The organism is Blastopirellula sp. SH421, from assembly GCF_057808535.1.
Genome location: NZ_CM173712.1, coordinates 3170429 through 3184535, shown reverse-complemented (window position 1 = coordinate 3184535; position 14107 = coordinate 3170429). Strand labels below are relative to the sequence as shown.

The following is a 14107-nucleotide window of genomic DNA, read 5'->3' as shown; positions in this document are numbered from 1 at the left end:
CCTCTCCAACCGATCGACCTCCATGATATTGCGTTCGCTATTTACGATCGTTATCTGCTCGATTGCCTTACCGCTCGTTCACGGTGAAGAGTCTCCCTTTCCTAAATACGGCCTCCTCCCCAAAACCGAGATCGGGGCGATCCGGTTTCTAGAGCAACATCCTGAAGCGGACGGCCGCGGCGTGGTGGTCGCCGTCTTTGACACCGGCGTCGATCCAGGCGCAGTCGGACTCCAAACGACGCCTGACGGACGCCCCAAAATCATTGACATGGTCGACGCTTCGGGCAGCGGAGACGTTGATACGTCGACAATTCGCAAACGGGATGATCACCAGATCTTGGAAGGTCTAACCGGACGCAAGTTGACGATTCCCAAAAAATGGAAATGCCCCAGCGGCGAGTTTCATGTCGGTATGAAGCGCGGCTACGATCTCTTCCCAGATGGTCTCGTCAGCCGCTTGAAAGCCGAGCGCAAGAAAGATTGGGACGAAGAATTTCGCGCGGTTCAAGCAAAATTGAATGACCAGATCGAAGCGTTTCACGTCGCCCATCCCAAGCCGAATGAAGAAGAAAAGGAAGACCTGCAAGAACTCGAAACGCGACGCAAAGAGCTCGACAAAGCGCACAGCAGTTGGGACGATCCAGGCCCGATCTACGATTGCGTCGTCTTCTTTGACGGAAAAGCCTGGCGAGCGGCGCTCGACGCGGATGAAGATGGTCAACTTGAGGATGAAAAGTTGCTGACCAATTTTCGTGCAGAGCGAAAATACGCCACGTTTGATGCAGAGGGACTGCTGAACTATGCGCTAAACATCTATGACGACGGCAATCTGCTGTCGATCGTCACCGACTGCGGAACGCACGGTACGCATGTGGCCGGCATCATCGCCGCCTATCATCCTCAACACCCAGAGCAAAACGGCATCGCCCCCGGCGCCCAGATTGTCGCAGTGAAAATCGGCGATACCCGCGTCGGGTCCAACTCGCTGGGAACCGGCGAAACGCGCGGCATGATCGCCGCGCTCGAAAACAAAGTCGACCTAATCAACATGAGCTACGGCGGAGCGGCGCCGATCCCCAATGTTGGTCCGCTTACCGAACTACAAAACGAGCTGGTCTACAAACATGGCGTGATCTTTGTCGCCAGCGCCGGCAATGACGGCCCTGCGTTGTCAACGGTCACAGCGCCCGGCGGAACCACCTCTTCGATCATCGGGGTCGGAGCGTATGTTTCGCCCGAGTTGGCCGAGGTGAGTTATTCGCTGCGCGACAAGCTGGCCGAAATCCCCTATACCTGGAGCTCGCGCGGTCCCGCGATGGACGGCGACCTGGGGGTCGATATCTGTGCACCCGGCGGCGCGATTGCGCCTGTCTCTCAATGGGCGTTATCCGCCAAGCAGTTGATGAACGGCACGTCGATGTCCTCTCCCAATGCATGCGGCGGTTTGGCGCTAGTCGTTTCGGCCCTCAAGCAAGCGAAACTCACGTACTCTCCGACCCTTGTCAAACGAGCGATCCAAAATTCGGCTCGGGCGTTGGAGGAGGGGAGTCCCTTCGTCATGGGACAAGGCTTGTTGCAAGTCGACGCCGCCTATGATTGGATCGTCCAGCATGCGCCGCAACTGGATGCTCGACTGCGGTACGAAGTAAAGATCAAGTCGCATGCCGATGCTCGCGGCATCTATTTGCGAGAAGCGATCGATCTAGCGACGCCCACCCAAGCCAAGATCGAAGTGCAGCCGATCTTTCCGGACGACGTGGCCAGCGTCGACAAGTCGTCGTTTGACATGAAGCTTCTTTTGGAATGCGATGACGCGTGGGTCAAGACGCCGGAGATCTTCTTTTTGGCGTACGGCGGTCGCGACTTCGAGATTGAAATCGACCCCACCTCACTTGAGCCAGGCGCCTACTACAGCGAGATTCGCGGCTATGACGCTGACAATCCTGCGGCAGGCCCATTGTTTCGCGTGCCGATCACAGTGACGCAAACCATCCCGCTGCATGACAAATACAGCTGGCGTGAAATATTGAAATCGACCGCCGGTCAGGTCGAACGCCGTTTTTTTCCGGCGCCGATCGGAGCAACTTGGGCCGACCTGAAGATATCAGCCGGCGATTTTTCTGGTTCGCGACTCATGATTGCTCATTCCAAGCAACTGCTGCCTCAAGAGGATAGCCGCGACCAAGAAGCACAAAACTATCTGCGATTTGTGAAAGGGGAAGTAAAAAACATCAGCTTCCCAGTGGTTGCTGGCCGCACCTTAGAGCTCTGTCTGGCCCAATACTGGAACAGCTTAGGAGACGCCGACTTTGAATGTCAATTGACCTTCCATTCGCTCGATCCGACTGACCAAACCATCGTCTTTGACGGGATCGACTACGCCAAGCGGATCGAAGTGGTCGGCGCATTTGGACTAGAACGCTTAAACCCCAAGGCCGAGCTATCAACCTGGCGGCGCGTGGTCGAACTGAAAAAGTCCGAGCTCGTCCCGCTCTCGGCCGAGCGTGATTTATTGCCCCAGCAGCGGCGCAACTATGGCCTGACGTTGACCTACGAGTTTAACATGGCCGAAGACGGAGAGGTCAATCCGCGACCAGCCGTAATGTCAGACGACTATGCATTCGAGATCTGGTCGGGCCGGCTCTGGATGATCTACGACAAAAACAAACAGCAGATGGGCGCTGGAGTCTCGGGACGATCGGTGAAATTGCCGAAAGGGGACTACACGCTGCAACTTTTCTTCCGGCACTTTAACCGCGAAATGTTGGCGAAACTAGAATCCATGCCGATCTTTCTCGATCAAGAGCTCAGTTCCAAAGTCACGCTGCCGGTCCGTCGTAGCTTTGATCAGGTCATACAAGGTTCTGGCAAGTTCGCAGTTCAAAAGATCGCCGATGGCGAGCTCGAAGCGTTTTATCTCGGGCGACCTTCCACCAGTTCGTTGCCCAAAACGATCGGAACGCGAGATCGCTTTCTCGGCAAAATTTATTTGGGCGAAGAACAAAAAGAGGTCGCCGGTTCGGGCCGTCGCCCTCAAGGTTTTGAGCTGATCTACTATCCGCCGCCGCCTGAGCCCAAAGAAGAACCCGACACCGACAAGCCCCCAGAAAAAACGCTCGCCGAAAAGCTAATGGAGCTGCGCATCGCCGAGCTCGCGCGGCTGGCCAAACAGGAGGATCCCGCCCAGTTTAACCAGCTGGCCAAGTCGCTGCTGGCCGAAGACCCTGACAACCTAGAAGTGCATCAAGCCCAACTCCATCAGTTGGATGGGGATGACCGCAAAGACCATTTGCCGCAAGTGGTCAAAGCGGCTAACAAAATCATCCGCTTGATTCCGCAAAACAAGTTGGCGAAATATTTCGGTCACAATCACAATCCGAAAACCGACGCCGAAAAAGAGCAAGCGGAAGAAATGAACCGGCAACGCGATTTTCTGACCGACGCCCTGTATCGCAAGTGTCGCGCAATCGCTTACATGGATTTGCCAATCGATCCGACCACCGACCAACAGACGGAAATCCCCAAGAGCCCCGCCGATCCAGAGCAACGCGCCAAACTGTTCGAGAAAACCTATCAGCAGTTGGCGCAATGGGTCGATCCGACCGATGCAAAATACGCGCTGGTCGATGATCGTCGCCTGCGTCGCCAAGATCGCCAAGGCGCCGCGCTTCAGCTGCTCAACAAGCTGATTAAGCAAGAGCCAACCAAGTTGATCCTCTATAAAAAGCGGGCCGACATCTACGGTGAACTAGGCTGGACCTTTCTACAAAAATACGAAAACCAATGGCGCTTGCTCCGCAAAAACGAAGCCTACGCACCGTTTTAAATACCGGCGATTTTTGAGTGTCTACGCCGCCATGCTCTTACCGCGTCTTCGCGGAATGAGCATGCCGCCCGAAATTCGACCTTAGGCCTTCGTCTTTCTCTTTCTTGCCCCTTCCCGAAACTTCGCCGCACGGTAGCATGGATGAGGCTAACTTAATTTGCACGCACATGACTGAAGAGGCGCTGATTTTGGACGATCTGGTTCGAATTGAAGAGACTCCCTATGGAAAAGGTCTGTTCGCAGTTTGTGATTTCTCCAAATACCACCTCATTTGTGAAGTGCAGGGAGAGATCATTGACGACGCCGACTACTCCAGCAGTTATTGCATCGATCTAGGGGGGACTTTTTCGTTAGAACCCGGCGAACCGTATCGCTATCTGAATCACAGCTGCGAGCCGAATTGCTGCTTGGTCTATGACGAAGAAGATGTGACCCCGCCGTCCCGAATTTGGGTCGAAACAACCCGCTATATCGAAGCCGGCGAACAACTTACCATCGACTATGCCTGGCCGGCCAATGCGGCAATTCCGTGCGGCTGCGGTGCACGTCGTTGCCGGGGGTGGATTGTTGACCGTGCCGAGCTAAAACTGCTGAAAACGACGCAACACTATTCACCACAAGACTTTACAAAGAAAAAGCCTACTTCGGCGGCATCCACCTAACCCGACCTTGGTTTGGCGTAAAGCGTTGAATATTCTTGAGATAGGACTAGGCGAGATAGCACCCGATTCGTTATATTGGGCGTTTCGCACATGCTTGCAGGCGAGGCTAGAAGGGTTTCTGGCCTCTTTCGCGTTGATTCACTTTCAACGCTAAATTCGTTCACGCTACGATAATTCAGGAAAGACATGGTCAAAGTTCTAGTTCGCGAGAAGGAGTCGATTCAAGAAGCTGTTCGTCGCTTCGGCAAACTGGTCATGCGCAGCGGTTTGAAGAAAGAAATGCGCCGCCGCAAGTTCTACGAAAAGCCAAGCGATTTGAAGCGCCGTGCTCGACTTCGTGCCGAACGACGTTCTGCCAAAGAACGCTCTCTGTACCTCGACTAGTTTTCACGTAACGATCACGTTACCCCGTCGGTGAGAATCGCGCCAGACGAGAAAACAAACCTACAAAAAGAAAGCCGTCGTGAAACTCACGTCGGCTTTTTTCATGCGCGGTCAAGATCGAGATGCGTGCGATCGTTCGCTGTGACCAGTGGTCGATATCCTCAACAACAATCCTCAACAACAATCCTCAACAACAATCCTCAACAACAATCCTCAACAACAATCCTCAACCGTGTTCTACGACGTGAACAGTTCCTTGGTGCATTTTGAGCAATCATGAAATTTCTGTTCGGATTTGTATTGCCCATGGGTATAGATTCCCCGACCGTCCCTCCCTCGTAATCCGCAATAAATACAACGATGATCGCCGTTGCTGAAACGAGAGCCGGGCAGGGAATAGTAAGCCGATTTACGTAGCGACTTCCAGGTTTGTCCACTCACAAAAATGCCCACCGCCGCCAAAACCCCCACGATGGCAATCATGGCTGCAAACGGCAAAAGGTCTGCTTGGATTCCAACCATCACCGCCAACGTGCATGCTCCTAGCAATACAACCATCGCCAAAATCCCCGCAACCATCCGGCGCCGGCGATAAATGGCGACCAATGCCGCATGGGTTACCGAATTGTCAAAGGACTCCGCTTCCTGAGATTCCAGAGCAGCCGAATCGGCGTTTTGGCCACTGTTCTGCCGAACAATTTTGATCGCGCGAATCAGATCGTCCGCTGCTCGAGCTTTGGCCTCCGCAGAGGGCTCCACCCCCGCAGCGAGATGCGCAATTGCGTTTCGCACTCTCAGTGCGCTGTTGACGTCGTAGATAAAGCCATCCTTTGCAAACCAATCTTGCCGCTGCACAAGATCACCCAAGGTCGCTTCTCGATCCTTGCCCGCATCCTTGCCCGCATCTTTCTCCCGAAGCTCCGCCTCCAGAAGTGCCGCAGCATTGATCACGCGTGAATCCAGGTCAACAATCCTCTCAATTTGAGCCAGCGTCTTCATTGCGTCGAGCTACCTTCAAGGGATGCAGGAAACGAAGTGGACCAGCATCGGCGCCGCTGCCACAGACTTTCGTGGCCAATGATTGTACATGGATAGAACGCTTGGCGTCGCCCAGGTCGACTGAGCCTCGGCTTCCTATATCTTCACTGTCGCCTGCGATAGTGCTCTTCTAACAGTGCTCTTCTACTCGATTTCAATCTAGAGTCGAACAATTTTTTTACTTCACAATGACGATCCACTACCTTGCTGAACATAAACAGCGAGTCTCATCATCGAAAGCGAGTGAAGCACTTTCCTCTGGCGGAGCATGTTCACCTGCTGGTATTTCCCATGGTCGCCGAGGCCAGCGTCAGTCGGCTATTGCAGAAGCTCGTTCGCGATTACTGGACGAGTTGACCATTCAAGAGCGGCCCGGGCAACGCTGTTTTCGCTTTTGGCAGGCAGGATCTGGTTAGGATCGAAATCCCTTCCAGCCTTCAGCGATCGAAGCGGCCTGCTTCCATTTCCCCAAACCGAACTCTCATAACGAGTGGACCAGAAAATGGGGGCATTCCACGACGACCAGTACTACCTCGCCGTTCTTAGATCGTGGTTTGCTTCGGTTTATTACCACGATGAATGTGAAGCAGAGGATCCATCTGTCGAGCTTTTTCCAGCGCAGCGTCTGAATCCCCATGACAGCCACGCAGAACGAGTTCTTGCGTCAGTTTGGCGGCGGCGAGCTTCGTAACGATCTCCTCCGTAATGCGGCAACTGACGATTTCAAGTCGCTGCAACTTGACGCCGCATTGCACCAGCGTATCAATATCCGGCGCATCCTTGAAGAACAATGCATCCGAGCGAATCGTGAGTTGCCGAAGCCCAGCCACCTGAGAGAGTTGACGTAGGAAACTCCCTGGCGTTCCTGCAGGGACATTGAGTTTTTTGAGTGACTTAATCTCCAGCAAGTGCGTCCAGGTTGATTCACTCGCCCGTTCGCGAAGGTTGATTTTGAGCTCGTCAATCTGCGGGAGAAAAGCAAGCGATTCCCAGGCTGCTTCGTCGGTAATGCCGAGATTTACGTTTACCGGCGCGGGCGCTCCGAGGACGTCAAACAATTCTTTTGTCTCTTCATTGGGCTTCCAGCCTTGAGTCATAAACAGCCGGTACGGATCGTTGAGTGACGGTGGTCCGCCAGGGGTGGATAGATCACGTAGCGAATGTTCATCACGAGAAACCATCAATCCGCCATTCCGCGCCCCAACGATCGCCTGACGCATTTCCTCCGACTCCACCGTCGACCAGGTTACCCCTTTCAACTGGGGAGTCGCCTGAGCCAATTGTCGAACTCCGGCGGTCGTCACAAACGTGTCGCCTAGTCCCATCGAGAGCAGCGTCGGATGTCCGTGCAAGTGGGCGATGCCGGCGTCGGACACCGGAGTCGTATTCAGAACCAGCGTTTCCAGCGTTTTGATTTTTGCAACCTGCGCAAGGATCCGATCGGAAATGTCGATGCTCGACAAGCTTAAGTACTTAAGAATTTGGCACTTCTGCAGTGCCTTCACGTCCGCCGTCTGTAGCTTTTTTGGTCGAGCAGCAATCTTCTGAACGCCTTCGGTGGGCACTAACGTGACCAGCGGGTGTTCCGCCAAATTGATGTCCTCTAGATGAATGAAAGAGATAAGTCCTTTCATGGGTCCTTCCTCGCGGCGAATCACCGCCTGCCCGCCGAGACTGCGTATTTTCTCTGCGAGCTGTTGGTGCTTGGCGACGAGTTCCGGTGATGGGGCTTGATCGGCGAAGCTGCACGGATAACGTCCTAATTACTGCGCAAATTTGAAAGCCAGCCCTGGCTCTGGTATGGAATTGATTACCAACATCAACCACCCAGAACCAAGGACTGACCATGACGAATTTACCAGAAGATCGGCTCGGGGAAGAGATCCGGGATGCGATTAAGATTGACGGCGACGCGGTGCGGGGGCATCTTGATGAACTGGTCCGCTCGACCGTGGAGGAGACGTTGAATCAGATGCTGGACGCCGAAGCGGATCAGATTTGCAAAGCGAAGCGTTATGAACGTTCGCCGGACCGCGTCGACTCGCGCGCCGGGTCGTATTCGCGAAAGCTGCAGACCAAGGCGGGCGAGGTGTCGCTGAAGGTTCCGCGACTGCGGAGCTTGCCGCTGGAAACGCAGATCAGCGAACGCTACAAGCGACGGGAATCGAGCGTCGAAGAGGCGCTCGTCGAGATGTATTTGGCGGGCGTTTCGGTCCGTCGCGTCGAAGACATCACCGAGGCGTTGTGGGGCACTCGCGTCAGTTCGAGCACCGTCAGTGAGCTGAATCAGAAGATCTACGAGCGGATTGAAGCGTGGCGAAATCGGCCGCTGGAAGGAGAGCACCCGTACGTGATGCTCGACGGCATCTGGCTGAAGCGAAACTGGAGAGGCGAGGTGAAAAACGTCGCGATCCTGGTGGCGGTCGGCGTCGGCGCCGACGGGCATCGCGAGATTTTAGGAGTCGCCGAAGGTACGAAGGAGGATAGTGAGAGTTGGCGAACGTTCCTGCGTCACCTCAAGGAGCGAGGCCTGAAGGGCGTGCATCTGATCACGAGCGACAAGTGCCTCGGCCTGGTCGAAGCGCTGGGAGAATTCTTCCCCGACGCGGCCTGGCAGCGCTGCATCGTCCACTTTTATCGCAACGTGCTGAAAGACGTGCTGCGGAGCAAGTCAGGCGACGTAGCGGCGATGTTGAAGGCGGTTCACGCCCAGGAGGATCGAGCGGCGGCCCAGGCGAAGGCGGAACTGGTGATCGAGAAGCTAATTTCGCTCCGGCTGGGCGCCGCGGCGAAGTGCTTCCGCGACGGCTACCAGGAAACGCTGGCGTACATGGCCTTCCCGCAAGAGCACTGGACGCGGCTGCGGAGCAACAACATGCTGGAGCGGATCATGAAAGAGATCCGGCGGCGCACCCGCGTCGTGGGAGCGTTCCCGGATGGTCAAAGCGCCCTGATGCTGGTAGCAGCCCGGCTACGCCATATCGCCGGCACGCACTGGGGAACTCGACGCTACCTCGACATGGACCGCCTGCACGAACCGGAGGAGAGAGAGGACGACAATTTTTCAGAGCCAGGCTGAAAATCAAAAGAGCGCAACTTGACGGACACTACCCAGCTCCTTCAAAGCATCCCGCCGTGCCCCCTTCGTCATGTTAATTCTCCCGCTGAACCATGAAACGCCTGTGATGATGTCAGGCTATCATGGGTGGGAAGATGTGGTTGGCCGGACGGTTACGATCCAGCAACTACGGCAGCAAGACGACGAATAACCAAGCCCGACTGAAAGCCGCCGCGGAAAGCATTGAGGGTGCGGTTGGCCGGACGGTTACTCGCCGGGGCCGTAGCCGAGAAAGCGGGCGAGCGAACGACTGTCTTCGCACCGCCAAGCGATGCCGCGCTGGCTCGAAATATCCACGAAGTAGCCGATGAAAATCATGCGGAAATAGACGCCCGGCGGCAGCGACTTGCGGCCGGACGTTTGATAAAACGGCGCGGCCGCCGCTTCGAGCTGGCGATCGAATCCGATCTCGGCCAGCAGCCGATTCAGCCGATCATAGAAAACGTTCCGCGGCCCCGAACCGACCGCGTCCGCCGAAACCCAAAACGCCTGCTGCCGCTCTTCGCGACGACGTCCCAACGCCATATGCTTACCTCCGATTTGCGAATCGGTTTAGGATAACGGGACGGCGGGAAAATCAACAGGATGCTAGATGCAATTGAGTCCTAGCGTCGAAGACATTGTTACGAAGAAGTGGCGACGGCAGTTGTGCTATTCCATAGTCGCAAAGACGTCGAACTTTTTTTTCCTCAAGATGATGTAGTTTTCGAGGGCGTCCTCAAAGGAGTCGCCTGCATACCAAAGCTCATTGTCGAAACAAACGAACATACGTCCATCACTAGATAGAAGCAAAAAAGCTTGCTGGCTAAGATTTGCAATCGGCGAAAGGAGCAATCCCATTCGATCTTGCCAATATTCAACGCGGTCAAATTCACCGGAAGCATTCAACGGATCGAACTCCGTTTGAATGCAAGATCGAGCTGGATCTGGTGAATCGGATGCTCTGATAGTTATTCCTCCATATTGTTGAAGGACTGAAATTGCGGCCGGAACGAATGAGAACCCCTCTTTCTCTAACTGCTTTGTCCACAACTCCGTCGATACAGATCGACTTTCCGTCCAACCTGCTTTTTTAAGCGTCTCAATAGTAACTGAATTATTCATAGCTTACGGCCAGTATTTTATCCCGAGTGCATCTAAGACGGTTTCACATCCGTTGGCGCATGGAGGCTTAGTCGATCCATGATTCACGCTATTCGCTCCACGCACCATTGCGTTTTGCATATAAGAACCGCGGAGTATATTTCGTGCCTGACCGACTGTTGTCACCAAACGCCCAGTGGCATCCTCGTACGATCGCAGGGCTTGAGTAATGGAGTGAAATTCTGAACACTTGCCTTTGAATGGATGTTCAACTGCATTTGCCAGATTCCTAAGAACCGGATGCATTGGTCCGCCATAACTAGAACGTCCGCTAAAACCAACGCCAAATCTGGTTTCTAGGCGAGAAACGGTAGTTGGCCGGATGTCTTTATGAAATCCTCTATATAAATTTGCAAATTCAAGGATATTTCCCCTGCTTGGAGGTACGCGAAACGCTGCACTTGCAACGTATCGTGACATAGCTGTCTCTTCATATTGAGCAAAAGCCGCCAGCGTATTCCACGCCCATTTTTTGCCTGCTGTTCTAGCGACGATCGATGTGACATCAACGAGATTCCGTTGAACAAATCTCGGAGCGCCCAGATATCCAACACGCCCCCCAATCCCACCTGCGACCAGACCCGCTCCCAGAGTTCCCCATTCGTTAAGGAGTGCGGGGCCATCCATTTGATTTGAACGACGTGCAAGACTGTCCACTTGATAGAATAGTACGCCACCGCCGCCCAATCCAGCTGTGACCGAAAATGCAGTATAAGCGCCTCCATACCCAAGATTTGCTGCAGCTGTTCCAGCTATTCCCATGACACCGCCAATACCAAGTGCGACAGGTGCCGCGATCGCAGCTGTAACTCCGATATTGCCAATGCCATCCGCGGCGGGGTGGCACAGGCCAACAGCCATTTTTTCGGGTGTCACTGGCCAAAGCCAGTGTCTTCTCTTCCCTCTGCTGCCGTGGATCCAGCACCAGAAGGTCGCTTCGATTCTATACTTTGACTCGCAGCCGTCGCCACTCTATTTTGGTGGTTATGGACGCCCCACCCCCGCATCACAAATGCGTTAAGCACTTTCATGTGCCGGGGCATTTTCATGAGTTGACGTTTTCTATCTATCGTCGTCGACCACTCTTGACGAACGACAGTTGGCGAACCATTCTCTCCCGATCCATCGACGAAGCATGTCAATCAGAATCGTGCCAGTTGATTGCGATGGTCTTCATGCCGGAGCATGTTCACTTGCTGGTATCGCCAGTGATCGCTGAGGCCAGCATCAGTCGATTGCTGCAGAAAATCAAGCAGCCTACGTCTCGACAAATCAAAACGATGCTCGTCGCAGCTCGCTCTCGATTGCTCGGCGAGTTAACGATCCAAGAGCGGCCTGGCAAATTTTGCTTTCGCTTCTGGCAAGAAGGGTCTGATTATGACCGAAATCTTTTTCAGCCCTCGGCGATCGCAGCGGCGATCGACTACATTCATGAGAATCCAGTTCGTCGCGGTCTCTGTCGACGAGCGATCGACTGGAAGTGGTCGAGTGCACGTTTCTACTTAGAAGCAATCGTCGATCCTCGCCTGCCGAAATTATCGTTTCCGCCACAGGAACTGTTCGACAAGGCAGGCGTACAATTACCACACTCGGAATGAAGAGCACTGGCTGAAAAAGGCCAGTGGCGCCCGAAAAATTAGACTTCCGACTGTGCCACCCAGCCGTTAAGCTCGTGCCATTCAGTCCTGACACCTTTCTTCCCCTCTAAAGCTTAAGACCTTGTCCGAGGGATCGGTGGTTTTGCTGTACCGCCGCAATAAACAAGTCATGAATAAAGAAATTACTTGGCGATTTAAGGCGATACTCGCTATTACGGCCACTATGGTCGTCGTGGTGACAATTGGAATGATTCTTTTGGATGCTGGAAGTGAAATTCGATTAATTCCAGAATCGATGCCTGATGAACTCAATAGATTACAAAACTCGGAAGGGTTCTCAATCGTTTTTCCACCGAAGTGGGAAACAGTTGTCTTGCCTGGTCCTGGAGCGTCGATCATGAGCAAGACGCCTCCGTTCAGGGCTGGACGGTCTCCATTTTCAATGCTTCGTGTTGAACTTGTTGGTGACGAGAAGCCTCAAGAATTAGAGTCGGAGGCCAGCAATTTTGCGTTCCAACAGCAGCCTGCGTATTTAAACAAGACTTACTTCCATCGCTCATATTCGCTTGATGGGCCTGAGGCGAACAGCACTTCCTTCGTTGTCTACTTTGAGCGTGGAAAATCTTGGTATCGCATGACCTTTTCAACAAGCCAGCAGATTGAAGAAATCCCCCGCATCATATTCGAATATATGGAAACCTTTCATCTAGAAGACTCGAAATAGGGTAAGAAAAAGTGTCATGAAGAAAAGGTGTCAGGACGAATGGCACGAGCTTAACTCTAAGCCGCTGTTGCGTAACGATTTCGGGGCGTTTGCATTAGTTTATACGCTTTCGGTCTTCGCTTGACTTCTCGCGGTTCGTTGCGGTTGGGCTGGCTGGCACTGACGAACAGTCATTTTTTTCGCGTGCCACTGGCCAGAGCCAGTGTCTGCTCATTCTTTCTCCTGCTTCGCAGAGAAAGCAAGCAACAGATTCCAACGCCATCGCGACCCACGCGTAAACCGTGGCGCTGCTAGTCAACAAACTCGCCGTCGCAGTCATCGCCGACGAATCAAAGCGCAAAGCCAGCCAGAAAGGTCGCGGCTATCCAAAGAAAAAACGACCCCATTCATGCGGCCCGCCGAAGTTCACAGCACTGGCGAAGTTGCAGCTGAAGTCTGCGAAGCTGTTGGAAGTGAAGTAAAATCGTTACCGGCGTTAGGTGCCATCTGGCCCAGATTAAGGTCGGCGAAAAGGAGAATTGTTTGTCAATAGGAATGAGTATTCGTTTGTTTCCGCAAGACGCTGCCTTTTCAGCAGTCGAGACGTTTTGCCAATTGGTAGGCGCCGTTGACGTTTGGGGAAAGCAACAGGGAAACTGGAATAGACTTTCGGTCAGGAAAATGGATTTTTGTGATCGCGTCTTTTACCACGCTGGCCCACAATCTTCCGACTCGATAATCTCTATGGCTTCTCAATTAACCGTCCCACCAGATGGTTCAATTACCGCGAGCGTCCCGATCGATTGTCGACGGTTCGATAGTGGGACGATGGTAGATGGTGAAGCCATCCTCGACATTTACTGCTGGAATGATCAGTCGCAATGGCGAACCGGAGGAAATCCCGCCATGGAAGGCTATGCGGAGATCTCGATCTTGCCCGCAAATCCCTATTGGGAACTCCTTGATGAGAACTCTGCTGTTGGGGGTAAAGAGTATAACGAGGGAGTCGCGGACAACTTGGAAGCGCTTGGCGAGTTGATGATATGCCTGGTGAACTCCACCAAGCCAAAGTCTTTAAAGCTGTTCGTCGACGCCTGTTGGATGCTCCCTTTTAATTCCCATTGCACCTACTTCTCCGGCACAGAAGCGTTCCTGGAGGACCTCGCCCTCATCAATGAAGCTTGGGAAAACGGAATGCCGCAATACGAAAATACCCCACCCTTGAAGCAGTACGATGAAAAACGTCACAAATTATCCTGGAACTTGTATCGACCGAAGGAGCTGCGATATGAACTTTGGAAGGATTTCGAATCCCACCTTCCCGCCCTTCGCCACGTAACGCCGGAAGGAATTCGCAAGACGTTGGAGACGACGTCTTTGGATGTAATGAGGAAGGACGGAGGTTGGTTCGTTTTTGACTATCCCTACATGCTCAATTCATTCGTCGCCCCGATTTATCTGGAAGTGCTTGAGGACGCACTTAAGCAAAAATAGAGCGATCAAAATGCGGTGGGTTTGACACCCTTCACAAAATGGGATCGCCAAATATCGACAAACGGATCCCTCGATTGCGCAATCTAGAGACTGCCTTTGGCAAGGTTCACCTGCTCGGCGTAAACGAGCTCTCCTCCTATG

12 protein-coding genes are annotated in these 14107 nt (G+C 53.5%); 7 read left to right on the top strand and 5 right to left on the bottom strand.

All coding sequences use genetic code 11. The features are described from left to right. Positions 1-22 precede the first annotated feature (22 nt). The 3 genes from SH421x_RS13350 (at position 23) to rpsU (ending at position 4872) form a co-directional block, all read left to right on the top strand. Positions 23-3826: a S8 family serine peptidase gene (locus tag SH421x_RS13350; RefSeq protein WP_488856228.1), complete on the top strand. Its 3804-nt coding sequence runs from the start codon at positions 23-25 to the stop codon at positions 3824-3826. A gap of 137 nt (positions 3827-3963) precedes the next feature. Beyond that, entirely contained in the window at positions 3964-4488 is a 525-nt protein-coding gene (locus tag SH421x_RS13345) for an SET domain-containing protein (protein WP_488856227.1), read from the top strand. Between the two features lie 186 nt (positions 4489-4674). Further along, entirely contained in the window at positions 4675-4872 is a 198-nt protein-coding gene (rpsU, locus tag SH421x_RS13340; RefSeq protein WP_002652995.1) for a 30S ribosomal protein S21, read from the top strand. Positions 4873-5109: 237 nt separating this feature from the next. On the opposite strand, the gene SH421x_RS13335 is transcribed toward rpsU, so the two are convergent. Continuing rightward, positions 5110-5871 (bottom strand): hypothetical protein, encoded by a 762-nt coding sequence (locus SH421x_RS13335; protein ID WP_488856226.1) that lies wholly within the window; start codon positions 5869-5871, stop codon positions 5110-5112. 581 nt (positions 5872-6452) lie between these two features. Beyond that, a complete protein-coding gene (locus tag SH421x_RS13330) occupies positions 6453-7544 on the bottom strand; it encodes a hypothetical protein (protein ID WP_488856225.1) in 1092 nt (363 codons plus the stop codon). Positions 7545-7756: 212 nt separating this feature from the next. Between SH421x_RS13330 and SH421x_RS13325 the strand changes: the two genes are divergently transcribed. Beyond that, positions 7757-8989, top strand: a complete 1233-nt coding sequence (locus SH421x_RS13325; protein ID WP_488856223.1) for an IS256 family transposase — start codon at positions 7757-7759, stop codon at positions 8987-8989. Positions 8990-9235: 246 nt separating this feature from the next. On the opposite strand, the gene SH421x_RS13320 is transcribed toward SH421x_RS13325, so the two are convergent. From SH421x_RS13320 to SH421x_RS13310, 3 genes are all read right to left on the bottom strand, one after another. Next, positions 9236-9553 carry a transposase gene (locus tag SH421x_RS13320; RefSeq protein WP_488856221.1) on the bottom strand — a complete coding sequence of 106 codons (318 nt, stop codon included), beginning with the start codon at positions 9551-9553 and terminating at the stop codon, positions 9236-9238. A 126-nt stretch (positions 9554-9679) separates the two neighbouring features. Then, positions 9680-10132 (bottom strand): SUKH-3 domain-containing protein, encoded by a 453-nt coding sequence (locus SH421x_RS13315; protein ID WP_488856219.1) that lies wholly within the window; start codon positions 10130-10132, stop codon positions 9680-9682. 3 nt (positions 10133-10135) lie between these two features. Beyond that, complete coding sequence (locus tag SH421x_RS13310; RefSeq protein ID WP_488856218.1) at positions 10136-11047, bottom strand: YwqJ-related putative deaminase; 912 nt, start codon at positions 11045-11047, stop codon at positions 10136-10138. 110 nt (positions 11048-11157) lie between these two features. Here SH421x_RS13310 and SH421x_RS13305 point away from each other — a divergent pair, with 110 nt between their 5' ends. The 3 genes from SH421x_RS13305 to SH421x_RS13295 all read left to right on the top strand — a co-directional run bounded on the left by SH421x_RS13305 (position 11158) and on the right by SH421x_RS13295 (position 13966). Continuing rightward, on the top strand, positions 11158-11769 hold the full coding sequence (locus SH421x_RS13305) for an REP-associated tyrosine transposase (RefSeq protein ID WP_488856216.1): 612 nt from the start codon (positions 11158-11160) through the stop codon (positions 11767-11769). 169 nt (positions 11770-11938) lie between these two features. Continuing rightward, positions 11939-12493 carry a hypothetical protein gene (locus SH421x_RS13300; RefSeq protein ID WP_488856215.1) on the top strand — a complete coding sequence of 185 codons (555 nt, stop codon included), beginning with the start codon at positions 11939-11941 and terminating at the stop codon, positions 12491-12493. Positions 12494-13216: 723 nt separating this feature from the next. Further along, positions 13217-13966 carry a hypothetical protein gene (locus SH421x_RS13295; RefSeq protein WP_488856214.1) on the top strand — a complete coding sequence of 250 codons (750 nt, stop codon included), beginning with the start codon at positions 13217-13219 and terminating at the stop codon, positions 13964-13966. The last annotated feature ends 141 nt before the right edge of the window (positions 13967-14107 follow it).

Coding starts and splice junctions, on each gene's coding strand:
- SH421x_RS13325 (WP_488856223.1), top strand. CDS start 7,757: ATGACGAATTTACCAGAAGATCGGCTCGGGGAAGAGATCCGGGATGCG.
- SH421x_RS13295 (WP_488856214.1), top strand. CDS start 13,217: ATGGCTTCTCAATTAACCGTCCCACCAGATGGTTCAATTACCGCGAGC.
- SH421x_RS13305 (WP_488856216.1), top strand. CDS start 11,158: ATGGACGCCCCACCCCCGCATCACAAATGCGTTAAGCACTTTCATGTG.
- SH421x_RS13320 (WP_488856221.1), bottom strand. CDS start 9,553: ATGGCGTTGGGACGTCGTCGCGAAGAGCGGCAGCAGGCGTTTTGGGTT.
- SH421x_RS13300 (WP_488856215.1), top strand. CDS start 11,939: ATGAATAAAGAAATTACTTGGCGATTTAAGGCGATACTCGCTATTACG.
- SH421x_RS13315 (WP_488856219.1), bottom strand. CDS start 10,132: ATGAATAATTCAGTTACTATTGAGACGCTTAAAAAAGCAGGTTGGACG.
- SH421x_RS13350 (WP_488856228.1), top strand. CDS start 23: ATGATATTGCGTTCGCTATTTACGATCGTTATCTGCTCGATTGCCTTA.
- SH421x_RS13330 (WP_488856225.1), bottom strand. CDS start 7,544: ATGAAAGGACTTATCTCTTTCATTCATCTAGAGGACATCAATTTGGCG.
- SH421x_RS13345 (WP_488856227.1), top strand. CDS start 3,964: ATGGATGAGGCTAACTTAATTTGCACGCACATGACTGAAGAGGCGCTG.
- SH421x_RS13335 (WP_488856226.1), bottom strand. CDS start 5,871: ATGAAGACGCTGGCTCAAATTGAGAGGATTGTTGACCTGGATTCACGC.
- rpsU (WP_002652995.1), top strand. CDS start 4,675: ATGGTCAAAGTTCTAGTTCGCGAGAAGGAGTCGATTCAAGAAGCTGTT.